Origin of the sequence: Pseudoalteromonas sp. NZS100_1, assembly GCF_015864285.1 — a bacterium.
Lineage (GTDB): Bacteria > Pseudomonadota > Gammaproteobacteria > Enterobacterales > Alteromonadaceae > Pseudoalteromonas > Pseudoalteromonas arctica.
On record NZ_JADYXN010000012.1, the window covers coordinates 23,946 to 50,320 of the forward strand.

Annotated in this window: 26 protein-coding genes and 3 pseudogenes; 21 read left to right on the plus strand and 8 right to left on the minus strand. The window is 37.5% G+C overall.

Going from position 1 to position 26,375, the window contains the following annotated elements; all coding sequences use genetic code 11:
- Nucleotides 1-71: 71 nt before the first annotated feature.
- The 7 genes from bioB to I6F66_RS09995 all read left to right on the plus strand — a co-directional run bounded on the left by bioB (nt 72) and on the right by I6F66_RS09995 (nt 7,398).
- Entirely contained in the window at nt 72-1,112 is a 1,041-nt protein-coding gene (gene bioB / locus I6F66_RS09965; RefSeq protein ID WP_197119338.1) for a biotin synthase BioB, read from the plus strand.
- A 12-nt stretch (nt 1,113-1,124) separates the two neighbouring features.
- Nucleotides 1,125-2,276 (plus strand): 8-amino-7-oxononanoate synthase, encoded by a 1,152-nt coding sequence (locus tag I6F66_RS09970; RefSeq protein ID WP_197209192.1) that lies wholly within the window; start codon nt 1,125-1,127, stop codon nt 2,274-2,276.
- The gene (locus tag I6F66_RS09975; protein ID WP_197209193.1) at nt 2,273-3,136 is read left to right on the plus strand and encodes a methyltransferase domain-containing protein; all 864 of its coding nucleotides are present in this window, start codon (nt 2,273-2,275) and stop codon (nt 3,134-3,136) included. The genes I6F66_RS09970 and I6F66_RS09975 overlap by 4 nt, the downstream gene beginning before the upstream one ends.
- A 28-nt stretch (nt 3,137-3,164) precedes the next feature.
- Entirely contained in the window at nt 3,165-3,848 is a 684-nt protein-coding gene (bioD, locus tag I6F66_RS09980) for a dethiobiotin synthase (protein ID WP_197140616.1), read from the plus strand.
- Between the two features lie 129 nt (nt 3,849-3,977).
- The gene (locus I6F66_RS09985) at nt 3,978-5,561 is read left to right on the plus strand and encodes an FAD-dependent oxidoreductase (protein WP_197209194.1); all 1,584 of its coding nucleotides are present in this window, start codon (nt 3,978-3,980) and stop codon (nt 5,559-5,561) included.
- 211 nt (nt 5,562-5,772) lie between these two features.
- A complete protein-coding gene (htpX, locus tag I6F66_RS09990; protein ID WP_007586783.1) occupies nt 5,773-6,636 on the plus strand; it encodes a protease HtpX in 864 nt (287 codons plus the stop codon).
- A 246-nt stretch (nt 6,637-6,882) separates the two neighbouring features.
- Complete coding sequence (locus I6F66_RS09995; RefSeq protein ID WP_197209195.1) at nt 6,883-7,398, plus strand: hypothetical protein; 516 nt, start codon at nt 6,883-6,885, stop codon at nt 7,396-7,398.
- 69 nt (nt 7,399-7,467) lie between these two features.
- Here the strand turns inward: I6F66_RS09995 and gloA are convergent, their stop codons facing one another.
- Nucleotides 7,468-7,995: a lactoylglutathione lyase gene (gene gloA, locus I6F66_RS10000; RefSeq protein WP_197209196.1), complete on the minus strand. Its 528-nt coding sequence runs from the start codon at nt 7,993-7,995 to the stop codon at nt 7,468-7,470.
- A 253-nt stretch (nt 7,996-8,248) separates the two neighbouring features.
- On the opposite strand from gloA, the gene I6F66_RS10005 reads away from it, so the two are divergent.
- On the plus strand, nt 8,249-8,791 hold the full coding sequence (locus I6F66_RS10005; RefSeq protein ID WP_197209197.1) for a hypothetical protein: 543 nt from the start codon (nt 8,249-8,251) through the stop codon (nt 8,789-8,791).
- 5 nt (nt 8,792-8,796) lie between these two features.
- On the opposite strand, the gene I6F66_RS10010 is transcribed toward I6F66_RS10005, so the two are convergent.
- Nucleotides 8,797-10,386, minus strand: coding sequence for an MASE1 domain-containing protein (locus I6F66_RS10010; RefSeq protein WP_197209198.1), 1,590 nt, complete (start codon nt 10,384-10,386; stop codon nt 8,797-8,799).
- Nucleotides 10,373-11,002: a response regulator transcription factor gene (locus I6F66_RS10015; RefSeq protein ID WP_165741744.1), complete on the minus strand. Its 630-nt coding sequence runs from the start codon at nt 11,000-11,002 to the stop codon at nt 10,373-10,375. Before I6F66_RS10015 ends, I6F66_RS10010 begins: the two co-directional genes overlap by 14 nt.
- Before the next feature lie 146 nt (nt 11,003-11,148).
- Between I6F66_RS10015 and I6F66_RS10020 the strand changes: the two genes are divergently transcribed.
- From I6F66_RS10020 to I6F66_RS10030, 3 genes are read left to right on the plus strand one after another with little or no spacing between them, the layout of a single operon-like run.
- Nucleotides 11,149-11,601, plus strand: coding sequence for a DUF302 domain-containing protein (locus tag I6F66_RS10020; RefSeq protein WP_197209199.1), 453 nt, complete (start codon nt 11,149-11,151; stop codon nt 11,599-11,601).
- Nucleotides 11,602-11,642: 41 nt separating this feature from the next.
- Nucleotides 11,643-11,999 (plus strand): hypothetical protein, encoded by a 357-nt coding sequence (locus I6F66_RS10025; RefSeq protein ID WP_231611863.1) that lies wholly within the window; start codon nt 11,643-11,645, stop codon nt 11,997-11,999.
- A 32-nt stretch (nt 12,000-12,031) separates the two neighbouring features.
- The gene (locus tag I6F66_RS10030; protein ID WP_197209201.1) at nt 12,032-12,535 is read left to right on the plus strand and encodes a DUF421 domain-containing protein; all 504 of its coding nucleotides are present in this window, start codon (nt 12,032-12,034) and stop codon (nt 12,533-12,535) included.
- Between the two features lie 92 nt (nt 12,536-12,627).
- On the opposite strand, the gene I6F66_RS10035 is transcribed toward I6F66_RS10030, so the two are convergent.
- Nucleotides 12,628-13,245 (minus strand): trimeric intracellular cation channel family protein, encoded by a 618-nt coding sequence (locus tag I6F66_RS10035; RefSeq protein WP_197209202.1) that lies wholly within the window; start codon nt 13,243-13,245, stop codon nt 12,628-12,630.
- 452 nt (nt 13,246-13,697) lie between these two features.
- Here I6F66_RS10035 and I6F66_RS10040 point away from each other — a divergent pair, with 452 nt between their 5' ends.
- From I6F66_RS10040 to I6F66_RS10055, 4 genes are all read left to right on the plus strand, one after another.
- Nucleotides 13,698-14,315, plus strand: coding sequence for a cold shock domain-containing protein (locus I6F66_RS10040; protein WP_197209203.1), 618 nt, complete (start codon nt 13,698-13,700; stop codon nt 14,313-14,315).
- Between the two features lie 288 nt (nt 14,316-14,603).
- Nucleotides 14,604-15,479 carry a hypothetical protein gene (locus I6F66_RS10045; protein WP_197209204.1) on the plus strand — a complete coding sequence of 292 codons (876 nt, stop codon included), beginning with the start codon at nt 14,604-14,606 and terminating at the stop codon, nt 15,477-15,479.
- A gap of 113 nt (nt 15,480-15,592) precedes the next feature.
- On the plus strand, nt 15,593-16,174 hold the full coding sequence (locus I6F66_RS10050) for a hypothetical protein (RefSeq protein ID WP_197209205.1): 582 nt from the start codon (nt 15,593-15,595) through the stop codon (nt 16,172-16,174).
- Nucleotides 16,174-17,088 carry a DUF4868 domain-containing protein gene (locus tag I6F66_RS10055; protein WP_197209206.1) on the plus strand — a complete coding sequence of 305 codons (915 nt, stop codon included), beginning with the start codon at nt 16,174-16,176 and terminating at the stop codon, nt 17,086-17,088. The genes I6F66_RS10050 and I6F66_RS10055 overlap by 1 nt, the downstream gene beginning before the upstream one ends.
- Nucleotides 17,089-17,125: 37 nt before the next feature.
- Here the strand turns inward: I6F66_RS10055 and I6F66_RS10060 are convergent.
- Nucleotides 17,126-17,308: pseudogene (locus I6F66_RS10060) on the minus strand (IS110 family transposase); the annotation flags it as partial.
- Between the two features lie 95 nt (nt 17,309-17,403).
- On the opposite strand from I6F66_RS10060, the gene I6F66_RS10065 reads away from it, so the two are divergent.
- Both I6F66_RS10065 and I6F66_RS10070 read left to right on the plus strand, forming a co-directional pair.
- On the plus strand, nt 17,404-18,378 hold the full coding sequence (locus I6F66_RS10065) for a transposase (RefSeq protein WP_197209207.1): 975 nt from the start codon (nt 17,404-17,406) through the stop codon (nt 18,376-18,378).
- A 110-nt stretch (nt 18,379-18,488) separates the two neighbouring features.
- Nucleotides 18,489-18,650 (plus strand): annotated as a pseudogene (locus I6F66_RS10070) (transposase); the annotation flags it as partial.
- Nucleotides 18,651-18,837: 187 nt separating this feature from the next.
- Here I6F66_RS10070 and I6F66_RS10075 read toward each other — a convergent pair.
- On the minus strand, nt 18,838-20,904 hold the full coding sequence (locus I6F66_RS10075) for a hypothetical protein (protein ID WP_197209208.1): 2,067 nt from the start codon (nt 20,902-20,904) through the stop codon (nt 18,838-18,840).
- A gap of 771 nt (nt 20,905-21,675) precedes the next feature.
- On the opposite strand from I6F66_RS10075, the gene I6F66_RS10080 reads away from it, so the two are divergent.
- Nucleotides 21,676-22,242 (plus strand): PD-(D/E)XK nuclease family protein, encoded by a 567-nt coding sequence (locus I6F66_RS10080; protein WP_197209209.1) that lies wholly within the window; start codon nt 21,676-21,678, stop codon nt 22,240-22,242.
- A 271-nt stretch (nt 22,243-22,513) separates the two neighbouring features.
- Here the strand turns inward: I6F66_RS10080 and I6F66_RS22555 are convergent.
- A pseudogene (locus I6F66_RS22555) lies at nt 22,514-22,603 on the minus strand (thiamine biosynthesis protein ThiC); the annotation flags it as partial.
- Nucleotides 22,604-22,763: 160 nt separating this feature from the next.
- On the opposite strand from I6F66_RS22555, the gene I6F66_RS22830 reads away from it, so the two are divergent.
- From I6F66_RS22830 to I6F66_RS10095, 3 genes are all read left to right on the plus strand, one after another.
- Nucleotides 22,764-23,027, plus strand: coding sequence for a pentapeptide repeat-containing protein (locus I6F66_RS22830; protein ID WP_197209210.1), 264 nt, complete (start codon nt 22,764-22,766; stop codon nt 23,025-23,027).
- Nucleotides 23,028-23,062: 35 nt separating this feature from the next.
- Nucleotides 23,063-24,037 carry a transposase gene (locus I6F66_RS10090; RefSeq protein ID WP_197209211.1) on the plus strand — a complete coding sequence of 325 codons (975 nt, stop codon included), beginning with the start codon at nt 23,063-23,065 and terminating at the stop codon, nt 24,035-24,037.
- Nucleotides 24,038-24,572: 535 nt separating this feature from the next.
- Nucleotides 24,573-25,151 (plus strand): hypothetical protein, encoded by a 579-nt coding sequence (locus I6F66_RS10095; protein WP_197209212.1) that lies wholly within the window; start codon nt 24,573-24,575, stop codon nt 25,149-25,151.
- Between the two features lie 287 nt (nt 25,152-25,438).
- Here the strand turns inward: I6F66_RS10095 and I6F66_RS10100 are convergent, their stop codons facing one another.
- Nucleotides 25,439-26,041: a thiamine biosynthesis protein ThiC gene (locus I6F66_RS10100; protein WP_197209213.1), complete on the minus strand. Its 603-nt coding sequence runs from the start codon at nt 26,039-26,041 to the stop codon at nt 25,439-25,441.
- Nucleotides 26,042-26,375 lie beyond the last annotated feature (334 nt).

Below are 26,375 nucleotides of genomic sequence, written 5' to 3' on the forward strand. Positions count from 1 at the left end.
CTTCGTTGACAATGTTACTTCAACTCGTAGACTAAGCCAATATCACCGTTGAGAAAAAATAAGAGAGTATTATGGAACTTGCACCTGTTCGTCACAATTGGACCCACGCTGAAGTTAAAGCATTATTTGAAATGCCATTTAACGATTTACTTTTTAAAGCCGCATCGGTTCACCGTGCTAACTTCAACCCAAATGAAGTGCAAATTTCTACGTTGTTATCAATTAAAACAGGCGCTTGCCCAGAAGATTGTAAGTACTGCCCGCAGTCGGGGCATTACCGAACAGATTTAGAACGCGAACGCTTAATAGAAGTAGAAAAAGTAGTAGAGCAAGCGCGCCTTGCAAAACAAAAAGGCGCGACCCGTTTTTGTATGGGCGCTGCATGGTCAGATCCAAAAGACAGAGACATGCCATACATTTCGCAAATGGTTAAAGAAGTAAAAGAGCTAGGGTTAGAAACCTGCATGACGCTGGGTAAACTCACTAACGAAAAAGCTCATGAACTTCGAGACGCTGGGCTTGATTACTATAACCATAACCTCGATACATCGCCTGAGTATTACGAGCAAATTATATCAACCCGTACTTTTCAAGATAGATTAAATACCATTGACCACGTACGCGATGCCGGTATGAAAGTATGCTCAGGCGGAATAGTCGGCATGGGCGAGCAAGCAAGCGACCGCTTTGGACTACTTATGCAACTAGCTAATTTACCACAACAGCCAGAAAGCGTGCCTATTAATATGCTCGTTAAAGTTAAAGGCACACCGCTTGAAAACGCAGACGATTTAGATCACTTTGAATTTGTACGTACCATTGCAACAGCGCGCATTATGATGCCACACAGTTATGTGCGTTTATCGGCAGGGCGTAACGCCATGAACGAGCAAATGCAGTCAATGTGCTTTTTTGCAGGCGCTAACTCAATATTTTATGGCGACAAACTTCTTACCACCGAAAACCCAGACGCTGATGCCGATATGAACCTAATTAAAAAATTAGGCATGAACCCAGAAAAGCGTCACGACTATTCAGACGAAGCAGTAGAAGCTTCGCTTTCATCGCAAGTAGCCGACAAAGCAACCTCTGAATTGTTTTACGAAGCGTAGGCTTTTATATCTATGCCTTTTGATTTTATAAACACGCATCTGCAGGCTCGCCTGCAAGATGCGTTACTTCGTAAACGCCACGTAGTGCAACATGCAACAGCGCGTACTATAACGGTTAATAATAAAACCTATCTTAATTTTGCCAGTAACGATTACTTAGGCTTTGGAGATGTGGCTGTTAACCTTAATAACTCCCAAGCATTAGGCAGCCACAGCTCCGCATTGGTTACAGGTTATCAGGCGCAGCAAAAAGGGCTTGAACAATATTTATGCGAGCAATTTGGTTATGGCGCAGGGATGCTATTTAACTCAGGGTTTAGCGCTAATAGCAGCGTAATTAAGGCGTTGTTTCAAGATAAAGCCGCTGCACAAAACAGCGCTATTTTTCAAGATAAGTTAAATCATGCAAGCCTGATTGACGGTGCTCTGCATTGTAACGCGGCTTTAGTCCGTTTTAATCATAACGACATGAACCATTTACGCTCACGGCTCGAAAAATCAAAAGCGCAAAACAAGCTAATTATAAGCGAAGGCGTGTTTTCGATGGATGGCGATACCGCGCCTCTTAAAGAATTACTCGCACTTGCAAAACAGCACAACGCATGGCTAATGATTGACGACGCACACGGCTTTGGCGCATTAGGTAAAACAGGTTTGGGCAGTTGCGAAGCATTTATTACTCAAACGCTTCCAGATATATTAGTCATTACCTTTGGTAAAACAGTGGCTAGTAGTGGTGCGTGTGTATTAGGCAGTAAACAGTTTATTGATTACATGCTGCAATTTAATCGCGATTACACGTATTCAACTGCTATGTCGCCGCTTATGGCAAGTCACACACTTGCGCGTATTAAAAGCATAAAAACAGCTGATGATAAACGCGATAAGCTAAATGCCAATATTGCGTTATTTAAGCAACTCGCTAAAACCCATAATATTGCTGTAATGGAGTCAAACACAGCCATACAGCCCATTGTATTAGGTTGTGCTGAGCAAACGTTGCAAGCGGCAGATAAACTTAAACAACAGGGTATTTGGCTCACTGCAATTAGGCCGCCCACGGTTGCACATAATACCTCACGTTTACGCGTTACTTTAACCGCCGCACATACTGAGCAAGACATAACGCACTTAGTTAAGCATTTAGTAGGTGCAATAGCATGACTGCTCAGCCAGTATTAAAAACAGACCTAGTGCAAACACAACTTGTAAAACCGTGCCTAGTAAGTAGCGAATTGGATATAGAGTTAAACAAGGAGCTAAATAAGGAGCTTAAAAAGTCTACACAAAGTAAGTTTTCAAAGGCGGCAGCGCGTTATAACACCCATGCAAATGTACAAAAACATGCTGCGAGCGATCTATTTTCACTCATAAAACCAGGCATTAATAAAAATAAGCTTTGTGTTGATTTAGGCGCAGGCCCACTTGTTAATACACATACCTTACAAAGCGTATTTGAAAGCGTTGTGGCAATGGATTTGAGCTTAAATATGCTGCAAAGTAGTGATTTAACCGCACCAAAAATATGCGCCGATATGGATAACTTACCGCTACAAGCAAACAGTGTTGATGTAATTTACAGTAATTTTGCAGTGCAGTGGTCTGCTAATTTTTCGGCTTTAATGCAATCACTTTACAGCATATTAAAACCAGGCGGGCAGGCGTACATAAGCGCTGTGGTAGAGGGCTCACTTAACGAAATAAAAACAGCCTTTGCAGCGCTTGATTCTAACAGCCACATAAATACCTTTAATAGTGAGTTGCATATAAACCAATCAGTCCAAAAAGCAGGGTTTACTATTAACAGCGCTCAAAAACGTATTTACACCGATGAATACACAACACCTTTAAAAGCTATTGCCTCAATTAAAGCTATAGGTGCAACTACGCAAAATCATACCAATACACGTCAAGGGTTACTTACTAAATCGGCGCTACAAAAAGTATGCAGTTCGTATCCGCTTATAAATAACAAAGCATGTGTGTCTTATCATGTGGTGCTGTTATCATTAGAAAAACACTAAATAAGCCCAAAGACATTAAAGGCAACGCATGAAAGAATTTTTTATAACAGGCACCGACACCGATGCCGGAAAAACCCACGTTACCAGTTTGCTATTAAAGTTACTTGCCCAACATAAAAAACAAGCTATTGGCTTTAAACCCCTTGCTGCTGGCTGCGAAATGGCGTTTGAGCAGCTAGTAAACGCCGATGCCCTTATACTAATGGAAAGTGCAACAGTCAGCGCTAAATACGACGTAGTAAATCCGTTTGCGTTTGCACCCCCTATTGCGCCGCACATAGCAGCGGAGAAAGTTGGGGTTAGTATTACTATTGATAAACTAAGTGATGCTTATAATGATGTAAAACAGCAGGGCGCTAATTACATACTTACCGAAGGTGCTGGTGGCTGGGCGTTACCTATTAACAATACGGAGTATTTATACGACTGGGTTAAAGCAGAGCAACTGCCGGTAATACTCGTTGTTGGTATGAAATTAGGTTGCTTAAATCATGCGTTACTAACCGCTGCGCATATGCAAAGTATGGGTATAAACTGCGTTGGCTGGATTGCAAACCAAGTCGATAAAAACATGGACGAGTATCAAGCAAACCTTGATTCACTTAAAGCACGTTTACCGTTCCCAATACTTGCTATAAGCCCATACAGCGAGCAAACTCCTAAGTTACAAATATACAAAAGCTTGCTTAGTGCATTATCTATAAACACTTAAGTGGTTTAAAAAGATTTACTTTTTTAGGTAAATCTTGAAATAGTCAGCCTTAGTACACATATAAACATTTATAAATACATAGCTTGCTTAAAGACAATGTTACTAAGTTACTAAGGATATAACGACTATATGACGCACCCATTTATTGAAAGCTACGCCCCAGATGCGCACGTAAGCGCCGAGCCAAAAGCACTAAACTATGGCTTACCTAAAAAACGCGTAGGCATAATAGGTGGGGGCACAGCTGGCGCCACAATAGCCATTAGACTTGCTGCGTTAGGGTTAGAAACTTATGTACTTGAAAAGAAAAAGTCGTTAATTGATGGCCCTCCAATGTGCCATTTGCATGCAGGTGGCAACTTATACCGTGAAATACCCGATGAAGACTGCATAGATTTACTCAAGCAATGTATAGACATTGCGCGCCTTTATCCTCACACCATCGATGTTCGTCCTACCGTATTTGCCGTACCTAAACGCGATGACGACTCACCCGAGGATTTATTTCCGCGTTTAAATAAATTAGTAAAAGCCTACAGCGAGCTTGTAGAGCAAGACAGCGCTAATAAAGTATTAGGCGAGCCAGAGCATTATTATCAGTTATATAGTTATGAGCAAATGCTAAAGCTTGCTAAGCAAAAACAAGTAGCCAAGCCCACGTCGTTAGATGAGTGGATGATACCCGTTGCTAAGCATTTAGATTTAGATAAGCTAAAGTTTCCGCTTATTGTCGCACAAGAATATGGTTGGAATATATTTCGTTTATCGGCCAGTGCACAACTCGCCCTTGCACAGTACAAACACGCTCACGTTTTAACAAGCACCAGTGTTAAAAGTGTATCGCCAGTTATAAATACCAATAATGATAAGCAAACACTTAAATGGGGCATTGAATACCAATCAGAGCCAAGCCTTGATGAACAACCTGATACTCAAACCGATACACAAGTCGATACACAAACGATTGAGGTAGATTACCTTATTAATGCGTGTGGTTTTCAAACCGGTATTATTGACGACCTGGTTGGGGTAGATGTAAAACGCATGGTCGAATTTAAAGCCTCTTACATTACTCATTGGCAAGGTGCTGGTGGGCAAATACCCGAAATAATTATTTATGGTAACCGTGGTACGCCAGAAGGTATGGCGCAGCTAACCCCTTACCCTAATGGGTATTTTCAAATACATGGAATGACTAACAACATTACATTGTTTAATGATGGCTTAGCTGATGCAACACCAATGAGCGCACAACCTAAACTCCCCGATAAATATCTGCATTATATTAAAGATGGGTGGGACAAAGCAGCATTGCAAACACGCACCCAAACAGCAATTGATTATGTAGCCGAGTTTGTACCTGCGTTTAAAACTGCTAATACACAAAATAATGCCTTGTTTGGCGGGCAACAAATCCCAGGGGATGACGACACTTTGCGCGTAGCCGATGTAAGCTTATATTCGCATATTAATTATGCACGGGCCGAAAATGTTAAAGCATCGTCAACGTTAATAGCGGCAGATCAGATAGTGGGTGAATTTATAAAATTGGGAATAATAAGCAGCGATCCTGCTGTAAATCATCACCGCAGTACCCATCAATGGTCATACCTTAAACATAATAGCAGCGAAAGTATTGACGAAGTTGCGCGCATATTGGCACACGAGCGTGGATTTCCAATTGATATGGCAGAGCTAAATCACAGCTTGTAATAAGCTGATTTATAAAAAACTTCATATTTAAATTTGCTGTAAAACTCTTCCTAAAAAAATTATCAATAAACACATAAATAACACTTGTGTTATGACATAGTTTGTCACAAAATAGCGCTAACGTTATGACATAGTGTGTCATAACGCAGTGATTGCTTTAACCTAATTTAATTTTATGTTCGGTGATCAAAACTATTTTTGTGAGGACAATATGAAACGTGTATTTTTGTTTTTATTAACTAACCTAGCGGTTATGTTGGTATTAGGTGTAGTGCTTTCAATAATCATGAGCGCGCTGGGCTTAAGTCATCGTAGCCTAGGCGGAATTTTACTTATAGCCACCGTATTTGGTTTTGGTGGATCGTTTATTTCGTTATTTATGTCGAAATGGATCGCTAAAAAATCAACAGGCGCGCATGTAATTACGCAGCCTCGAAACGAAACCGAACATTGGCTTGTACAAACAGTATCTGCGCAAGCACAAAAAGCAGGTATTAAAATGCCAGAAGTGGCTATTTACGACAGCCCAGAAATGAACGCTTTTGCAACCGGCCCAAGTAAAAACAACTCGTTAGTGGCAGTAAGCACAGGCTTAATGCACAACATGACCAAAGATCAAGCCGAAGCCGTACTTGCCCACGAAGTATCGCATATTGCAAACGGCGACATGGTAACGCTTACGCTAATACAAGGCGTGGTAAACACCTTTGTAATATTTGCCGCAAAAGTACTGGCAGGCATTGTAGATAACTTTATAAATAGCGATGAAGAAGAGGGCGGCAGTAGCTGGACATACTTCTTATTCGATATGTTATTCCAAGTATTATTTGGCGTGCTAGCAAGCATAGTAGTTGCAAGTTACAGCCGTAAACGTGAGTTTGCAGCCGACAGCGGCGCAGCTAAATTAGTAGGTGCAGACAAAATGCGATCAGCGCTTGAGCGATTAAAGCAAAACCACCCATCGCAATTAGAAGGTTCAATGATGGCCTTTGGTATTGCAAGTGGCAAAGGTATGGCTGAGCTGTTTTCATCTCACCCACCGCTTGATGCGCGAATAGACGCACTTCGTAAGTAGCTATGTAAGTAACTATATAGATTAGTAAATATATTAAGCCAGCTTAACCGCTGGCTTTTTTATGTTTACGTTAAAATACTAAAAACACGAGTACTGTATTTATATACAGTTGTTTTTAATGGGTGCTAAAATCGTTACTTATTTAAGCTATTTATGTTTACGGATATTCTTGGCATGCGTACACTTAAACTCCTTAAAAGTTAGCACTGCTGCTGGTTTTAATACTTAACAAGGATGCTTATTGTAATGGTACATATTCAGCAAACTAAAGAATGCATTATGTGTTTTAGCTCAATTGATTCTCGCGCTAAAAAATGCCCGCAATGCACCTCTCTTCAAGCTAAGTACTCTAACTTAGAAAATAATCCCATAATTATTGGTGCATTGGCCTTAAGTATTGTTGGTATTTTTGGGTTTGTTTTTTATCAAAATATTTATGTAGCAGGGCTTGAAGAACAAGCACAAAAAAACTTAACTGCTAATGTAAGCCAAATAAGCACTAAAAATGAAACAGATGGTTTGTATGTTGCGTGTATAGGGCAAATAAAAAATGAATCAGACTTTTCGTTTAAAAATATAAAGTTTAAAGTCGACTTTTTATCAGAGCAAAACGCACTAGTCGATACGCTATCAATAACCGACGAAGATCTAATAATAGCTAATGGCTTAACTAATTTTAGAGTAAGAGGCATAGCCCAAAAGTCTGCTACTAGTTACAACAAGTGCCAAGTGTTTATAACCGATGCTTGGGCTTATAAATAGAGACAAATTTTACGAGCAAAATAAAAAAACCAGCAAAAAAGCTGGTTTTTAATATAAACAAATCAGTTGTTACTGAGAAAGTATAATTTCGGTAATTCCCTCAGCAGAGAGTATTTCAATCCAATAGCCGTCAGGGTCTTTAATAAACGCAAGCCCTTTCATTGAGCCATCATCTGGCTTTTTAACAAACTCTACATCGTATTTTGCAAAGCGCTCACTAGCTTCGTAAACGTCGGGCACGCTAATACCAATATGTCCAAAGCCTTTAGGTTCTTGATTGCCACTGTGGTAGCCCTCAAAACTGTCATCGTTTTCAGTGCCCCAGTTATGGGTTAACTCTATTAGCGCAGGGCGGCGAAACACCCATTCAGCTTTTGCTTTATCATCGCCTTCTGGCAGCTCTTGCTCGTAGCCTAAAAAGTAAAGCGTAAACTTCATACCAGGAAAGTCATACTTACCTAACAGCTTCATACCTAATACATTTTGATAAAATTCTAAAGACGGCTTTGGATCCTTAATACGCAACATTGTTTGCTGCATTACATAGCTTTGTGTGGCTTGTTCAATTTGCTCTGGAGATTCGTTATAGCTAGACATGGCGATCCTTTCAAAATAATAAAGCGAAAACATAGATATAGTAATTAACTTATCATAATCAACCGTACGATAAATTTAAACCACTGCTTAACATTTTAACCATTAATAATGGGTTTAAGCTCATAAATGGTGTTTTATAAATAGCACATGTTATTTACTAAGCCATTTTCCTAGATTGATTAGGAATATGGATGATTTTTTACTTTCATAATTACTATTAAACTCTTTATAACTAGGACGTTGAGATACAAATATGACTTTATTGGGTGAAAGTACAAAAGAATTTGGCAGCATGAGCGTATTACTTCACAACATTAATACAGCAAGTTATTGTATTGAATGGTTTAGTAAAATGACTGGAGCGTCAATTACCTTATCAAGAGTAGAAGCTGGAAAGTATTTAGTTACCCGAAAGTGGGCTGCAGGGCGAGAGCTAGACGATGTTGCTAGCGACTTTAGCCGCGCTAACCAAGCCATTATTCATTTTTTGAATAATGTTGATATAGCTAAAATGAACGAACAAAGAGTTGCCGCAGCTAAACTTTATTGCATAAATTTATTTGTAAAAGCAGAAGGGTTAAGACCTGTTACTAACCCTAATTTACCAAAGCCAAGGCTGCAAGACGCAATAGGCAAAATGGTGGTTGTAAAATCAACCTTAGGTAATTGCCAAATAGCTACCGGGTTATTGCTACAGCTGGTGGGCAACCAAGTTGAAATACAGGTAAACCCCGATGACTCATTTGATGACCAACCAAGGCAAAAGTTTTACACTAAGCAAGTATCAATTTGTTAAAGCGTTTAACGCCCAATATTTATAGGCAGTTTTACTTTAATGGTAAAGCCGCCTTGATCAGTAACCTTAAAGCTACCCCCTAGCGCAATAGCGCGCTCTTCCATAAATGCTAAACCATAGTGACCTGAATTTTCAGTCTGTTTTACTTTGCTTCCGTTATCACTAATTTCTAATTTTATAAACTGACTATCCGTTTTAATATTTATAATAAGATTGCCCGCATTACTGTGCTTAATACAATTGGTTACGGCTTCTTGGCAAATTCTGTAAACGGCAATTTCATGCTCTTTTGTCAGCGCATTATCTACATTAAAATTAACCTCGTAGCTAATATTTGCTTTGGTAAGTAAGCTTTTTAATCGCCCTTGGGTCATCGCATTTTGTAGCCCTAATTCGTCCAATTCACGAGGGCGAAGGTAATGCATTAATTGATAAACAGAATCGTACATAGAGTTTGCATTGCTTTTTAACGTTGCCACAAACGATTGCGTTTTTTCATCACTAAGGTGCGACAAAATAGCCAAATCGGTTTTTAAAGCCGTTAAGTTTTGACCAAGTTCGTCGTGTAACTCTTGTGACAGATGCTTTCGCTCGTTTTCTTGTACGCTCACCATTTTAGCCCCAAGAAGCGTGTTTTGCTCAAGCTGTTTTTTAAGCGCGCGGTTAATCTTTTTTAATTCAGTATTTTTACGTTTAAGCTCTGTAATAGCCGCGCCTAACACCATACTGGTAATCGCATTAGCTAAAATAAACAACTGGCTAATATAAGTATTGCTAGGCTCATGGGTAATATTTGCTTCAACTATTATTAGTGCATTTATAAGTGTAGCGCTAGTTACCGCGCCTAATACGCCAAAGCGATACGAAAACCAAATAACAGGTAATAACGATGCAAGGCGAAGCAATGGGTAGGTATCAGGGCGTATCAGGTATACAAGCATCATAACAAGTAAAAGGGTAGCCAACGTAACCGTTAAATTAGTGACTTTAAGTAATGCAGGGCGCTTTAACGGAAGGTTTAAAGAATGAAGTAGCATAATAAACGGCGCAATTAATAACGAGCCAGTTATATCGCCAAGGCACATATTTAATTGATACTGTAATAGCTCTTTAGCAACCAATATGTTTGTAAATTCAAACGCACTGGAAAACAAAAACCACTTTATTGAGGTGCTCGCAACACACAATAAAATCAACGAAAGTATACCTAAACTATTATTAATGTTCGGCGGCCAGCGGCTATGTTTAAACGCATACACAAGGGCAAAAAAGCAAAGCTCCTGCCAAAAACCATGCAGTAAATTAAACTCCCATGCGCCTGTCATTGTATACCCTAAGTGAGCAGCCAAAGCACGAGACGATACCCACAACGTGATCCAATATCGAGTTGGCGAAAGTAAATAAAAAGCAATTTTTATCCCGGCAGGAATAAATATAGCGCTACTTTCGGGCACAGTTTCTAAATTAGTACCTACCCAAAAAGCGGCAATACAGGCAACAAAATAAATTACACCAACTACAAACTGCTTTGTAATTTCTTTAACGGTCGCCGTAATAGTAAAGCTAAAGGCGGGCAGTGTACTAGGTAAGTTCATCTAGCTTTATTACTCCCGCATCAATAGCTATTTTTAACAGCTCAAACGAAGTTGTAACATTAAGCTTACTGTAAATATTTGCCTTATGTACATGCGCTGTTTTAGGCATTATTTCTAATTTTTGTGCTATTTGCTTTGCATTAAAGCCCTTTGCTAACAGCGGTAAAGCTTCAAGCTCACGGTTAGTTAAAATAGTTAATGCTGAGTTTGGTGTATTTAAAGCAAAATTTACGTCTTCACTTATGTAGCGTTTACCTAATGCAACCGATTTAACGGCATCAATTAACTCCTCCGACGCAGAACGCTTAGACACATAACCAAGCGCGCCTAGTCGTAGTGCATTACTTACATAAGGTTCGTAATCGTGCATAGAGGCAACAATAGTTTTAATTTCAGGGAAATTTTCGTTAAGGTAGGTTAAAAATGTAAGGCCGGTTTCTGATTCATTAAGTGATATATCAACAATAAATATATCGGGTTGTTCAAGCTCAACAGCCAGTTTTGCTTGGCTAACGTTGCAGGCTTCTATTATTACTTCCCAGTCTGCTTGTAGCTCTAGTAGTTTTTTAAAACTGTCGCGTACTAATTGATGATCTTCAATTATTCCAATGTGCATGTATTTCTCCCTTTAAATTTATTATACATTGAAATACATAACCATCAGCCAAAAAATTTATTAAATTTAATTACCTAGCAAAAATGTACACTGTAAAAATTAAAGGAGCAATAACGCTCAGTATTTATATTTTAAACGGAGGCACTATGAAAACACTAAACATTATTTTTGGACTCGCATTACTCTTTACTATTACAAATGCTAACGCAGTAGAGGGGCTAATTTCAGTAAAAAGCCCATTAAGTGCAAAAGCCACTATGGATAAGTTTGAGAATTTGGCAAAACAAAAAGGGCTAAATATATTTGCAAGAATAGATCACGCAGCGGGTGCTAAAAAAGTAGATAAACAACTACGCCCAACAGAGGTTCTTATATTTGGTAATCCTAAAGGCGGCACACCACTTATGCAGTGCGCTCAAACAATAGGTATTGATTTACCGCTAAAAGCACTGGTATGGGAAGACGCACAATCGCAAGTGTGGTTAAGTTACAACGATCCTACTTATATAGCTGCGCGCCATGATGCTGTAAATTGCCCAACGGCTAAAAAAATAAGTAAAGTATTAGCTGCACTGGCAGATAAAACCGTTGAACCATAAAACTAACTTTAACCTACACATTAGCTAAATTAAGGATGATTTTGAAACAATCTACAATCGTATTTTTAGCGATAGTAAGCCTGTTTTTACAGGTTTTTTTGCTAATATCACTGATTAGTTTTTTTACAGGTTTTTACTCTGCCTATATAGCATTTTCTGGTGGCGATCCTAAATTAATCGCAGGGCATATTTCATCTGGTATAGTTATTTCGTTAATACAAATGGTACCAGCGTTGGTTGGTTATTTTATAAGTTACATGTTGATTAAAAATAAACGTGTAAACGATTTTGCATTACTTAAATCTGCTTTAAAATTTTTTGCCTATCTATGGCTTTTATTCATCCCCATTGGTACTGTTTTAGGTGCGAAATTATTAACTAAATTAAACAAGGGTTAGATTTAATAGCGGCATTATATAAAGGAGCCATTATGTTTTACGATGACATGCAGGGGTTATTACGCGTACTTATAATTGGTGTACTGGGTTATGTAGCACTGGTGTTTTGGTTACGTGTATCGGGTAAACGTACGCTTTCAAAGTGGAATGTGTTCGACTTTGTAGTCACCATTGCGCTGGGTTCTATATTAGCGTCTGTTATTATTTCAAAAAGCGTCCCGTTAGCTGAGGGCATACTAGCCTTTGTAGTATTAATAGGGCTGCAATATGTTATTACGTGGTTTAGTGTTCGCTCGTCAAAATTTGCAGCGCTTGTAAAAGCAAACCCCACGTTATTATTAAGTAATGGCGAGTATTGTGATTCGGCCCTTAAATCACAACGCGTAACAAAGTCAGAAATTCGCGCCGCTGTGCGAGGCGCAGGTATTATTGCAATAGAAGAGGTCGCCGCAGTTGTGCTCGAAACAGACGGCAGCTTTAGCGTAATGCCACACAATAACAGCGGCTCTAAAACCGCATTAAGCGATGTAGTGTGAGTACTAAATAATAAAGAGTAATAAAGATCATTAAAGAGAAGACAGGCTTTATTGCCTAGCAGGTTCAAGCCTGTCTTATATAACTAATTTAGCTATTTAGCCGGTTCTAATAAACTAAACGTAGGTAAGCGCCATTTAAAGCGTATTGATGCCATACGTATTAAGTATCCCGCAACTAGGCTTACAATAATGCTTATGTTGTCGTCAATATTGTAATGGTGCAGCGCTAAGTATAAGCACGCTACAATTAGCGATACGCTGGCATACAACTCGTTGTGCAATACCAACGGCGCTTGACGACATATTAAATCACGCAGTAACCCACCAAATACGCCAGTAACAATGGCTGCCACAACACAAATACCATAATGCAGGCCCATATTTAGCCCCACTTGGCAGCCAATAATGCTAAATGCAGCTAAACCCAGCGCGTCTAAGCGCATAAATATGCCTTTAAATTTAACCACCCACTTAGCAAGCCACGTAGTAACAATACCGGCTATACAAGTAATTAATAAATACTCTGGGTGCTGTACCCACGTAAGCGGGTAATTGCCTAGTAATATATCTCTTACGCTACCACCGCCAATTGCGGTCGCACTGGCTACCAGCACTACGCCAAACCAATCCATTTTCATTCGCCCAGCGCTAAGTGCGCCAGTCATGGCTTCTGCTGTAATACCAATAATATAAACAATCGTTAATAGCATGAGATAATCACTTGAAATATGTGCGTAAAAATAAAGGAGTGATTGTATAGATAAATGAGCTGAAAAACGAATGAGAAATCGTACTAAAAAAGCTTAATTCAGATAGAAATAACTAATGACAAAATACAGTGTAAACAGCCTGTTAAGTGACTGTGGAGCTGAGGGTTAATTATTAAAATTTAAAGGACATTTATCCGTTAGCCATAAAATAAAGTAGGCTGATTTTTTACTTGGTTTTAGCCCAGTGAGCATTGTTAGGGCACTAGTTTTAGCGCTTTAATTAATAGCTAAATTTAATAGATAAGTTTAATAGTTAAGCTTAAATAGGTAGAGCGTAAAATTAACGCAATATGAATAAATAGTTGCATGGTTTTAATTTAGGGACGTATAATAACAAGTGTTAACTAAATGGAATTTGCGTAAAACGCAGCTTAAGCAGAGCAGGTGGATACATGAACAAAGGATTGTTAAAGTCGTGGAAAACAGACAAGGGTTTTGGTTTTATTAAATCAGACACTCTAGAACACGACACGTTTATACACATATCAGCGCTCAAACACATGAGCCGCAAACCTAAAGTTGGCGACACCATTTATTTTGAAGTTGCAACACAGCCCGACGGTAAAACAAAAGCAATTAACTGTCGCATAGAAGGCGTTACAGAGCTAAAAGCACCTTACCAAAAACACACACAACAGCCGTACCGTATGGCTAAATCTAATTTTGCCAGTAGCTTTTTAGGTAAAGTTGCCTCAATAGCGCTAATTGCTGCACTTTGCTTTTATGCGATTAATAAATACAACGCTCACTCAAGCAACCAAACTCCCATTCTCTTAAATGACGATTTAGCCACCAATGATGATTTAGCCACCTTTGATGAAAAGTACCCAGAAGTAGTTATTCCAAAAAGCACGCAAAATTTTACGTGTGATGGCAGGCAGCACTGTAGCCAAATGAGATCTAAAGATGAAGCAATCTTTTTTATTAATAACTGCCCGAATACAAAAATGGATGGTGATAGGGATGGTGACCCTTGTGAAAATGATTCACGGTTTAAAAATGAGTGGTAATTTTATAAATCATTTAGTTAAAGGTTTGGGTGAATAAAAATAAATATAATTAATGGCTGTGTGTATATACAGTTTTGTAAATTTTGACCCATAACATTATTAAAAGTCGTTTTGGGGCTAAATAACAAGAGTCATTGAGTAACTCTTGTAGCTAGTTGTTATTAATAGAGTTATTAAGTGTAATTATCTAACGATTTAAATACGTCTTTTTAGGGGATAAGCCCCTAAAGTGCTGTTTAATAGGACGTTAGGTTCAATATGTGACCAAGTCATGGAGAACTAGAAGTTATGAATAAGAAAAAAAATGCTGTGAAAAATTCCCGTGATGAGATCTTGAAAAATCTATCGGACCTGCTTGAAGAGGCCTTACGTGCATCCTTAATTGCGCAACTTTGCGCTAGAGGGAAAAGCCTTTCGGAAGCTAAGGAGGGCTACCAGAACCTAACGGAAAAAGAGGTTGAGACGCTAATAGAACCAGAAGGGGCGAGCGGTTATCTTAATTATCAATGGATAAGCGAAAGCATCGTGAAAGCAAAGGAGAAAATATCGGAAATTAATCTGCAAGATTTTTGGGAGTTTGTTCGGGCAGAGAAAAACACCAATAATATTTATGAATCTCATCTAAAAGCTGCACAGCTGATAATTAATAATAGAACATCGGGGTTACAAAAAAATATAAAAGAGCTTTACGATAAATACCCTGAAAACAAAGTAACAAGAGAGTCGCTACCAATTATCAGGCAAATCCAAGAAGCAGCTAAAAAAATTGAGTATACAATTGAGCAGCTCTTGTCTTTGTCTCCGCCAGCTAAGCGAAGAGCCTTAGTAGTATCGCGTAAATTTGTAATTGTGCTGTTTATGTTGAGCCTTATTTCAATTCCACTTCTTTATTGGATTGGGGCTGAGATAGCTGACAGCTCAGAAGGGGTTTCGTCTAAAATTGAGCAGGACGTTTCGACCATAAAGGCTACAGCAGAAAAATCCCCAGCGAATTTACCTAAGTTGGTATTTTCAGAAGTTGTGCCGTTAGCCTCAAATATTCTGCTGCTCATTAGTATTGCACTTGGCCTAATTCGCACCTTTTCACACGACTCACTAAAAGATACTAAACGCATGAGTAAGGAGCTAACTAAAGCTGCTAAGTTACTTCGGGAACTAGGTTAAAAAATGGGCTTAACAATAGTATGCAGTCGAACTTAGACAAGCACTGATGCAAAACAGTATGCGATTTGGTACGTCTTATACATTCTCCAGGGATATCAACATGGTCTTAATATATGCAGTTTAAACTTACATCTGGATTTATAATTTTTTTAGGGTCGTACTTGCCACTAGCATTAATTCTAGCAGTACAAGACATTCCTATATCATGGTGGAGCAATTCATTTTGCGATTTTTCTGACATAGATAATTGCTTATTTAACCCGTTTCAACACCGATATTTTTCAATTGTTTTCATTGTTATCAGCATTATTTCAGTAATTATTTCAAACATGTCTTTGAAAAAAATTGATTACCCATTCGATGGCGAAGTCAAAAGCTCAAAAACAATTCCGAATGACATTATAAATTACGTGTTTCCTTACGTAGTTTCATTTATGGGGATAAGTTATGACGCTCCTGAGAAAATGTTAGGGTTCGTGGTATTTTTACTATGGATGTTTGCAATTACTTATAAGTCAGGTCAAATAATAATGAACCCGATTTTATTAATGTTTGGTTGGAAGTTATATGAAGCAAAAATTGTAATAAATGGTCAAGAAAGGGATGTTCGAGTAATGAAGAAAGGAGCTCTAACCCGAGGTAATTATAAGTTTCAATCAATTCAAGATTTTTACATTTCAAAGGATATAAGCTAATGGATGCTGAGTTTCAATTATTAAGAGCATTTGACTTTGCCAATGCAACACCTCATTTATGGATTTTTAAAAACAGTAGGTCACAGGAAAAATTTAGAACTTTTTATGTTCAAACGGAAACGGATCTTAATCGACAATTTAAAACGTTTGTAAATACGGAAATAGAGAGAATTACAGAACACTCTCCATATTCTTATATTGCTCAGACAAATGAAAACAGTTGTTTAACTCTAGATTCTACAACAACAAATTTTTCAAATTTGAAGGTATTAGTTGATCGGTTAGAACCAGAGCATCGAATAAATGATAGCAATGATTTAAAAGGTGCTAATGGCTACGTAGTTAAATACATAGCAAATGGTGTAACCGTATATGCTGTGAAAAGATCTACATCTACTTGGAAAACTTCATATCCTAATAAGTATATTAATATGGTGTTTACGAATGGCGAACTATCAGGTGTAGTAGATAATAGTTTCTCGATCGAAAAGAACTTTGATTTTTACGTTATTAATAATGTTGCATTTATAGCGAATAAGCGCGGTTTCGAATCATCTATGAAATATCGTGAGGCATACTCACAAGCATTTACTCAACTACAGCAAAATCCTTCATTTAGTAATTTATTCTCTGATTTACAGCCTATCATTGAATATGTTGGTACTAATTCAATGCAGTTACGCCGAATGGGAGTTATTGAGGTAAAAGAGGTCTATACGAGCCCCAATTTTATAACAAAATTAATGGCTGTAAATACCGCTAGAGGTTGGGGGCTTAACTTTGATTTAGCAAATAATACTATTGTACCTTGTGCTGACACAACAAGCACTATCCTTCAAGTTCTTTTAGATCACCGTTTAATGAGTGAAATAACTGCAAATATTTACGATGTGCCAGATGCCGTTCAAGTGTAAGGAGCGAGCGCCTAACAAGAGACTATGGCGTCAATAGTTAATTTATAACTTTTGGCGCTTCCCATAAAACACCATCTCTTAGCATTGAATTTAAGATAACAATCATCTTTCTAATGCATGCAATAATGGCAACTTTTTTAGGTTTCCCTGCGGCTAATAACCGCTGATATGTTTCTTTAAAAACAGGATTTGATTGCATTGCTGACATCATTGCCATGTACCAACCAGAATTAACAAGACACCCAATCTAAATTTTGCACTTTTCGAAGTTAGAGGCTAGCCTTTGTTTAGTGTAAAAAACAAGCAGGGTGTCTTATGGCAATTGCAAGAAAGCGTCAAGTAAGTTTGGTTGATACAAAATACTATCACTGTATTTCACGGTGCGTTCGTCGTGCATTTTTATGTGGGGAAGACCGTTTTACTGGTCAATCTTTCGAGCATCGACGAGGGTGGGTTGAAGATAAGCTGCTTGAGTTAGCTAAAGTATTTTGTATTGATGTATGTGCTTATGCCGTAATGAGTAATCACACCCATTTAGTATTGTATGTTGATGATAAAAAAGCGAATAGGCTAAATGATAAAGCGATTGTTATTCGTTGGCATAAGCTTTGTAAAGGCACATTGTTAACGCAAAAATATGTACAAGGTGAAAAGCTAAGTAAAGTTGAACTCATCTTTTTCAATCAAACGGTTAAACAATACCGTGAACGTCTAGCAAGTATTAGCTGGTTTATGCGTTTGTTAAATGAAGACATTGCGCGCAGAGCAAATAAAGAAGATAACTGCACAGGGAGGTTCTGGGAGGGAAGATTCAAATCGCAAGCATTACTAGATGAAGCAGCACTTGCGGCCTGCATGGCGTATGTTGATTTAAACCCCATCAGAGCAAACATGGCAGAAACGCCCGAAGAATCAGATCATACAAGTGTCCAACAACGCATAACACACGCAGAAGAAAGTAAACAACCAAAACAGTTACTACGTTTTGCTGGTATGCCTCGTCAGATTATGCCCAAAGGGCTGCCGTTTGAGCTTAAGTCGTACCTTGAACTTGTTGAGTTAACAGGGCGAATAATACGAGAGGATAAACGCGGGCACATTGATAGTATGAACCTTCCTTTGCTAGAAAGAATTAATATATCCCCAGAAAACTGGTTAAAACTCACCACGCAATTTACGCGAGTATTCCATGGTGCAGTAGGTAGGCCCACTTCACAAGCAAGTTACTGTGAAAACTTAAAGCGGAAACGGCGATCAAATATTAGCAACTGCGAAAAGCTACTCGCATAAAACGTAAGCTAATCAGTAAAACTATTCAGTAATAAATCACAACTGCATTATGCAGTTATTTTCATGCGTGTAATTTAGTTGGTTTGTGCAAAAAACAGGCAGGGTGTCTTATGGCAATTGCAAGAAAGCGTCAAGTAAGTTTGGTTGATACAAAGTACTATCACTGTATTTCACGCTGTGTTCGTCGCGCATTTTTATGTGGAGAAGACCGTTTTACTGGTCAATCTTACGAGCATCGACGAGGGTGGGTTGAAGATAAGCTGCTTAAAATTAACAAGACACCCAATCTAAATTTTTTATTCAAAAATTAATGCTTAAGTTTTTTTATGCGTTAACGACTAGTTATGCATTTAGTAAGTATTACAAACAACAAAATGGTATTCATAATTTATGAATACCATTTTAATGTTCAGTAAAAGCTTATTTAAACTACTTACCTCAACTGCTTATAATAGAAATTTAAAGTCTACGCGTAATACTCTCGTCTGAGTTTATTACTTGTAAAGCTGCACTTGTGGCAAAACCACCCGCATCATTAAAGGTGACATTAATCCAGTTACTGCCTTGTAAAATGTCATGAGGTACAGGGATTTCAATCACGCCAAAGAAACTTGCACGTCCGTTACGGGTTTTACCGTTTTTTTGGTCATATCCTCTAAAGTCTTTTGGCACTGTTACCGTAACACCATTCACTTTTACAACTGGAACAAGAGACTTACCATGAGCACGGCCCATACCTAAGCGTAATACAGCTTCACCTTGGGCTCCCACTTCAACATTTTTAATATTAAATAATAGACTACTATTCGCCTTAATCGGCTTTTTATAAGTTGTTGCGTAATACTTTGTTTCTTGATTTACTTTATCAATGTTTATCTTGTTTTGATAAGTAATGGTCATAATCTTAGTACTTTCTTTCGGTAAAAATACGGTACCTGGCACACTCGTTAGGTTTTTAGTTTCCAATAACGCATGGTTATTATTATCGTAAGATAACGTTTTTATTTGAACTGATTTAACCGAGTTACCCGTAATACCCAATGCTTTCAATGAAACATCAGTATCTTCAAACTCTAAACTCGTCATGATGATGTGTGCTTTATTATTTTGCACATACGCATCAACCATTATATCTAAATCTGATGCCCAACTATCAACATGCGTACCTCGAACATTCGACCATAATTGATAAAACTTCACTAAATCAGTGTATACCCATTGTGTACCTGTTTGACCTGCTTTCTCAAAATTTTGACGCATTAAACGGTTTTCATATGGGTAACCGGTATCACCATGTCTACCCCATTCAGCTTTCACTGGAATAAATGGGATAGCTTTAGCAATAACATTAGGGCGTTCTAAAAATTGTGTTAATAACGCATTATAACCACGTAATTTTTCAGCATCGCGAACATGCGTCCATGGTTTATTACGTAATGCATGCACCGAAGCACCATATTCAGAGATTAATAATGGTTTAACTCGACCAAACTTAATCGTTGAATATTGCTCTAACATATCAAGGGTTGCTTCAACATTACTACCACGTCTATATTCTTCGCCGCGTGGGTGAGTAGGAAAATCATATAAATGAATTGAAAAAACATCCATATCTTTGCCTGCCGTGTCGATAAATAATTTATCGTTGTCTTCCCAGCGTTGGAAGTTATCCCAATCATAATTAGGGAATGCTGTGGTATATCCAGCAATTTTAACGCCTTTATTTAACTTTTCGTTATTTGTTTTACGAACTTCTTTAGCGACACTGGTGTGGTAACTAAAAATATCAGAAATAGGAGCTTTTGCTCTGCCATCTTTAGGATCGATATTAAGATCGTAAAGAGGTTCGTTAACTACCTCTATAAACGCAGGTTTTGGATGACCTACTGCAGTATTACTTTGCGCAAAGTAATTTTTTAAGAACTGGCCCATATAGTGACCTGTTGCAGTACCAAGTGGCTCTTGCGCTGTATCTGTTTGTGAGAAAGCCCAACCAGTATTGCCAATGTTAGTACCATCAGGATAATACGGGTGAACTTGACCTGCAACAACCATATTTTCTGATCTATTTTTAAAACGTCTACCATTAACGAATCTGGTCTGAGTGCTTTTTTCAAAGGTATTTACTGCTGCTTTCCCTAGAGTTGTTGCGGTTGATTCGTCAATAAAACCTGAACGGATGTTATCTTGTGCTTGACCAAAAAGTTGGTTTTTCATATACCCTGTATCACGACCAAAATATACGTCGTAACCTTTGATGAATTTTCCGATCAAATCATCTAATTCATTATTACCTTTGCTATCATCATTCCAATCATTTTCAGTTGGTGCTGAATGTAACGAAATAAACTTTTCACGATTGAAACTTTGAATATTACCGATACGATGTTTAGTATCTAAATTAACATCAACGTTAACTTTATTTGTAGCCGCTATTACATTACTTGTAAAAGTAGCTGTAAGTATTGGTAGAGCGATAATTAATGCTTTATATAGCATTGAATAATTTTTTTGCTTGTTTATCATATAGTATCCCGGATGTTTAGATGTTGTAATTATTTCCATATAAGAAAATCCTCTATTTCTTTTTTATCCTTTTTATTTCTTCCATTAATTTTTCTATTCCATCTGACATAAATCATTAATTAACAGCGATTTTTTATAATTTCAACTACTCGCTGTTAATTTATATTAATAATTAAAGTCAATATTTTAAATCTGAATAGAGCAATAAAACTTCTTTAAAAAAATAGCTCTATTCAATAAATACCTAGCCAAGATACATTGTAAACAATTAACTATCAACCAAAGGTGCAATTTACTCAGTATGCGTCACGACAAGAAAATATCAGCAATTACGAAAAGCTACTCGCATAAAATTTAAGCTACTCAGTAAAACTATTCAGTAATAAATCACAACTGTATTATGCAGTTATTTTCATGCGTGTAATTTAGGTTTAATAGGGCTAATTACTTATTTAACGGATGAAATAAAGTACCCAGCAATAAAAGATAAATTTTGAACTTGAAGAGCAAATTTAGTGTCACAGTTTTGTTTGTTCAATAAATGTGGCTGTCTAGTTGGTCTGTTCCATAAAGATTGGCCTATTGAGAATACGCAAAACTAGCAAGAGACTTTAGATTGGGCAATTTTATAAGTTGTCCATGTTCTACAGGCTATTAAAAAGGCTGCTTAAATTAAGCAGCCTTTTACATTTAATGTTTTTGAGATTAACCTCAGAGGAAATAAAGAATTAATCTACTGAACGATTAATTTTTAAGGCAAGGAGTCTTCAATTGACAACAAAAAGAAAATTCATCCAAAGTATTCCTAATGAAATGGTAGATCCAATTACAGGTCTTAAAGCGAGTAATGAGACAGAGTTGAGCTCGTTATTGGCCTATCATCATGCAAATAGCTCTATTGACTGGGGTAGTGTTAACCTTTATTCAATTCCATATTTATCTGACAAACTTTGTTCTTCAGAATATATTAATTGCTCAACCCCATTTTATTGTGAATATCCTCTTTTTTCAGATTCAGAAACTGTAGATATATGGGGGCAGATGCCTGCAGATTTACTTTCGTTTTCTAAAAGCGAAAATACAATCGTGTTAATCGAAAATAAAATTGGAAGTAAATTTACAAGCGCTGGTACTCAGCTTATAAGGCAAGCAAAGTTCCTTGAGAAAAGTGGTTTTAAAAACAAAATATTGATAGTTCTTACTTCAGAGTTATTTTTGTCTAAAGGCTGGTATTTAAGTGAAATGCAGAATGTAATCGACAACGTTGAAGGTGTTAAAGTTTTTGCTATGAAATGGGAAGATATCTTCAATGCTATTGAATATAAAGGTATTAATTAGGGAAATAAGAATCTAAAGGGGTCAAATGTTGACTTCATACATCAGAACATAAATTGGTTAAAAGGTTTTGATATTAGCTATTTTTACCCTCTAAAAGCGCAGCGCCTCATATCCTCTTTGTGAATTAATCTTAGTTTACGAAAGTAGGCATTAACTTGAGGTACGCTAGGCGAATGCTTTAAACATAAAACATCGGCGAATTAGAATATCTAATACACGCCGATGTTTATACTTTATTCAAATGAATAGCTTACTTGAAAGGTATTAAGCCTTAGTTTTGTTTGCGGTAAAGGCTTATTAAGCATATCGCTAAAAGTAACGTTGCAATCATGCCTGAAGCGCCAGCAACTCCTGATCGAATTAACAGTGACACCCATCCTAAATTTTGATCTTTTTAAAATTTAAGGCTACGTTTCAGTTAGTGCGAAAAACGAGCAGAAAAGAATTAACAGTGACACCCATCCTAAATTTTGCAATAAGCTGTTAGCGATACATTTCACTATAATCACCAAGTTGAGTTTATGACTTTAAAAGATAGCAATAGAGTAAAATTTACCGACAAAAAATTTGATACAACGATAAGTGAAGGTAAATTCATCAATACGTTATTCGAACGGCTAGTAGCATTAAAAATTACGTTTAAAAACGTAGATTTTCGCTATTGTATTTTTGATTCTGCATATTTAAGAAACTGTAGTTTTGAAAGTTGTGACTTTACTGGCTCCAAGAAACAAATTAACAAGACACCCACCCTAAATTTTGCGCTTTTCGAAGTTAGAGGCTAGCCTTTGTTCAGTGCAAAAAACAGGCAGGGTGTCTTATGGCAATTGCAAGAAAGCGTCAAGTAAGTTTGGTTGATACAAAGTACTACCACTGTATTTCACGCTGTGTTCGTCGTGCATTTTTATGTGGAGAAGACCGTTTTACTGGTCAATCTTTTGAGCATCGACGAGGGTGGGTTGAAGATAAGCTGCTTGAATTAGCTAAGGTATTTTGTATTGATGTGTGTGCTTACGCCGTAATGAGTAATCACACCCATTTAGTCCTGTATGTAGATGATAAAAAAGCGAATAGACTAAATGATAAAGCGATTGTTATCCGCTGGCATAAACTGTGTAAAGGCACAGTGTTAACGCAGAAGTATGTACAAGGTGAAAAGTTAAGTAAAGTTGAGCTCATCTTTTTCAACCAAACGGTTAAGCAATACCGCGAACGCTTATCAAGTATCAGCTGGTTTATGCGGCTCTTAAATGAAGACATTGCGCGCAGAGCAAATAAAGAAGATAACTGCACAGGACGATTCTGGGAGGGCCGATTCAAATCGCAGGCATTACTAGATGAAGCAGCACTTGCGGCCTGTATGGCCTATGTCGATTTAAATCCCATTAGAGCTAAAATGACTAACACACCAGAAGAGTCAGACCATACCAGTGTACAAAAGCGTTTAAAATGCGCAGCAGAAGGTAAACAGGCTAAACAGTTACTACGTTTTGCTGGTATGCCTCGTCAGATTATGCCCAAAGGGCTGCCGTTTGAGCTTAAATCGTACCTTGAACTTGTTGAGCTAACAGGGCGAATAATACGAGAGGATAAGCGTGGGCATATTGATAATATGAACCTTCCTTTGTTAGAAAGGCTTAATATATCCCCAGAGAACTGGCTAAAACTGACTACGCAATTTACGCGCGTATTTCATGGTGCAGTAGGCAGACCCACTTCACAAGCAAGTTACTGTGAAAATTTAAAGCGTAAACGGCGATCAAATATTAGCAATTGCGAAAAGCTACTTGCATAAAACTTAAGCTACTCAGTAAAACTATTCAGTAATAAATCACAACTGCATTATGCTGTTATTTTCATGCGTGTAATTTAGCTTTAATAGGGCTAATTACTTATTTAACGGATGAAATAAAGTGACCCACTCATAAAAGATAAATTTTGAACTTGAAGAGCGAATTTTTTGGCATAGTTTTGTTTGTTCATTTGGCATAGTTTTGTTTGTTCAATTAAAGTGGCTGTCTAGTTTAGTCGGTACTTATTTAACGGATGAAATAAAGTGACCCACTCATAAAAGATAAATTTTGAACTTGAAGAGCGAATTTTTTGGTATAGTTTTGTTTGTTCAATTAAAGTGGCTGTCTAGTTTAGTCCATTTTCTCAATTAAAGTGGCTGTCTAGTTTAGTCCAGTTTAGTCCATTTTGTCCTTGAAAAAGAAAAACTGAGTGCAGCTAATAAGTGGACACTTGATATTGAAAGAGCCAGAGCATCACTGACATCAATAAAAGGAAACTACCATAAAGATCTAAATAGTCATCCTCTGCAAAGGTTGATGTCGATCCCGAGTATAATTTTCAAGTCTGAACCTGTAGCAGAAAACTACCAAAATCTAGCTTTTATAGTTCCGTCGAAAGAGGATGCCGTTTCTACAGAAAATAAGTGGTCTCAAATTTCAAGAATTAGTGCCATGGTAAGTAATTACAATGCACTTTTACAAATGTGGGAAAAACGAAACGAAGTTAATGAAGCATTTAAACAATCAATACTAAACACTTATGGAAAAGATGCATCTCTTAAGATTTCATTCAAGGATGCCGAAGCTGCTTTTGGAAGCTCTGGATTAGTCACATTGATAGATATTACTGAGCGTTGTATTAAATTAACCGACCAAATCATTATTGAACTAAACGACTTTTTAGAGCGCTTCCCAAGCTTTGCAAAGACTAAGATTAGTTTGAAACGATTAAAAAATTACGGGAAATTAATTAGTTACTCAAATAATGATAATAAATTCTTACTTGAGATAATAAAACCAGAAGTTGAAGTGGATTTTACCAGTGTGATGGGGTTGTATGGCGAAAGTATTCAAGTTATTAAAAAAAGACATACGACTGGTTACGAGCAGCTCTAACAAGAAACCTCTACACTGAAGTAGAAATTATTTTTCGGAGTTCAATTATGAAAGTCAAAGGGGTCAAATCTTGACATCATACATCAATTGGTTAAAAATTTTTAATTCAAGCTATTATCCCCTCTAAAAGCGCAGCGCCTCATAGCCTCTTTGTGAAAACTTATTAAGGTGGCTGGCACTTTAAATTTCATCACTTTAAACGAAAAACATCGGCGAATTAGCACTCTAATACACGCCGATGTCTATAACTTATTAAAGTAAATACCTTACTTATAAGGTATTAAACCTTAGTCTTGTTTACGGTAAAGACTAATCAAACATATCGCTAAAAGTAACGTTGCAATCATGCCTGAAGCGCCAGCAACAGCTGATGGAAGAAATCCATCACGGCCAAAGGTAATTAAAATACCATTGGCAAGCATTGCAACTCCGCCTGCTAGTGCTGTAAGTCCGCCAATGGCTTTGCCACCTTTTGCTAAGTAAGACAGGCCAAACACAAGTGCTGCTAATCCCAATAATAATTTAGCTGCGTAGTAAATCATGAATGACAAAGAAACCACGCCACTAATTAAAGGTTGTGCGCCTTCTAAGGCACCCGCTACTTTTCCAAATGTAGAAAACAATGTAAGGCCAATACTTACCTGTACTAGGTTAAGTACCGCACTAAAGGCGATAGCCGACCAGCCTAGTTGAGAATGTTTTGCTTGTACCATTGCTGTACCAGCAAAGGCAGCAAGCACAGTAAATACTAGTGCTTCTAGCCCCCATGAAAACTGCCTTGAAAAGCTAATTTCTGCACTATAAAGGGCAGAAGAAATAGCCTGAGATATTGCCAATACTAACAATAAAGATGCTGAAATTAGGATGGTGCGTTTATTCGTAAATTCCATTATTTACCTCTTATAATTTTATATTTTATGCTTTAAAAAACTTTAATAGCTCGCATACTTGGGTAGAAGACAGGTAAAGCTATTTAATTATTTCACTCAAACCTACAAAAGTAATAATTAATAACAAATAGGCTCAAGCTACGGATTTTAATTAAAACTTAAATCGTCAAAGTCGCTGTGATTTAAGCCATTTATGCCTCTAAAAGCGCAGGGTCTCACACCCTCTTTGTGAATTAACTTTTAGATTACTAAGAGGGCATTTTACACGTATTCTAGCAATGGACATAAGCGACTTTGAAAAAGCCACTTATTGTAGTCAGGCAATGCTGTAAAA

Excerpts from the sequence above, each read along its gene's own strand:
- I6F66_RS09975 (WP_197209193.1), top strand. The coding sequence starts at position 2,273 with ATGACTGCTCAGCCAGTATTAAAAACAGACCTAGTGCAAACACAACTT.
- I6F66_RS10040 (WP_197209203.1), top strand. The coding sequence starts at position 13,698 with ATGAACAAAGGATTGTTAAAGTCGTGGAAAACAGACAAGGGTTTTGGT.
- I6F66_RS10030 (WP_197209201.1), top strand. The coding sequence starts at position 12,032 with ATGTTTTACGATGACATGCAGGGGTTATTACGCGTACTTATAATTGGT.
- I6F66_RS10075 (WP_197209208.1), bottom strand. The coding sequence starts at position 20,904 with ATGATAAACAAGCAAAAAAATTATTCAATGCTATATAAAGCATTAATT.
- I6F66_RS10090 (WP_197209211.1), top strand. The coding sequence starts at position 23,063 with ATGGCAATTGCAAGAAAGCGTCAAGTAAGTTTGGTTGATACAAAGTAC.
- I6F66_RS10045 (WP_197209204.1), top strand. The coding sequence starts at position 14,604 with ATGAATAAGAAAAAAAATGCTGTGAAAAATTCCCGTGATGAGATCTTG.
- I6F66_RS10100 (WP_197209213.1), bottom strand. The coding sequence starts at position 26,041 with ATGGAATTTACGAATAAACGCACCATCCTAATTTCAGCATCTTTATTG.
- I6F66_RS10065 (WP_197209207.1), top strand. The coding sequence starts at position 17,404 with ATGGCAATTGCAAGAAAGCGTCAAGTAAGTTTGGTTGATACAAAATAC.
- I6F66_RS10035 (WP_197209202.1), bottom strand. The coding sequence starts at position 13,245 with ATGCTATTAACGATTGTTTATATTATTGGTATTACAGCAGAAGCCATG.
- I6F66_RS10055 (WP_197209206.1), top strand. The coding sequence starts at position 16,174 with ATGGATGCTGAGTTTCAATTATTAAGAGCATTTGACTTTGCCAATGCA.
- I6F66_RS10020 (WP_197209199.1), top strand. The coding sequence starts at position 11,149 with ATGAAAACACTAAACATTATTTTTGGACTCGCATTACTCTTTACTATT.
- I6F66_RS22830 (WP_197209210.1), top strand. The coding sequence starts at position 22,764 with ATGACTTTAAAAGATAGCAATAGAGTAAAATTTACCGACAAAAAATTT.
- gloA (WP_197209196.1), bottom strand. The coding sequence starts at position 7,995 with ATGTCTAGCTATAACGAATCTCCAGAGCAAATTGAACAAGCCACACAA.
- htpX (WP_007586783.1), top strand. The coding sequence starts at position 5,773 with ATGAAACGTGTATTTTTGTTTTTATTAACTAACCTAGCGGTTATGTTG.
- I6F66_RS09985 (WP_197209194.1), top strand. The coding sequence starts at position 3,978 with ATGACGCACCCATTTATTGAAAGCTACGCCCCAGATGCGCACGTAAGC.
- I6F66_RS10050 (WP_197209205.1), top strand. The coding sequence starts at position 15,593 with ATGCAGTTTAAACTTACATCTGGATTTATAATTTTTTTAGGGTCGTAC.
- bioB (WP_197119338.1), top strand. The coding sequence starts at position 72 with ATGGAACTTGCACCTGTTCGTCACAATTGGACCCACGCTGAAGTTAAA.
- I6F66_RS10010 (WP_197209198.1), bottom strand. The coding sequence starts at position 10,386 with ATGAACTTACCTAGTACACTGCCCGCCTTTAGCTTTACTATTACGGCG.
- I6F66_RS10095 (WP_197209212.1), top strand. The coding sequence starts at position 24,573 with ATGTCGATCCCGAGTATAATTTTCAAGTCTGAACCTGTAGCAGAAAAC.
- I6F66_RS10005 (WP_197209197.1), top strand. The coding sequence starts at position 8,249 with ATGACTTTATTGGGTGAAAGTACAAAAGAATTTGGCAGCATGAGCGTA.
- I6F66_RS09970 (WP_197209192.1), top strand. The coding sequence starts at position 1,125 with ATGCCTTTTGATTTTATAAACACGCATCTGCAGGCTCGCCTGCAAGAT.
- I6F66_RS09995 (WP_197209195.1), top strand. The coding sequence starts at position 6,883 with ATGGTACATATTCAGCAAACTAAAGAATGCATTATGTGTTTTAGCTCA.
- bioD (WP_197140616.1), top strand. The coding sequence starts at position 3,165 with ATGAAAGAATTTTTTATAACAGGCACCGACACCGATGCCGGAAAAACC.
- I6F66_RS10015 (WP_165741744.1), bottom strand. The coding sequence starts at position 11,002 with ATGCACATTGGAATAATTGAAGATCATCAATTAGTACGCGACAGTTTT.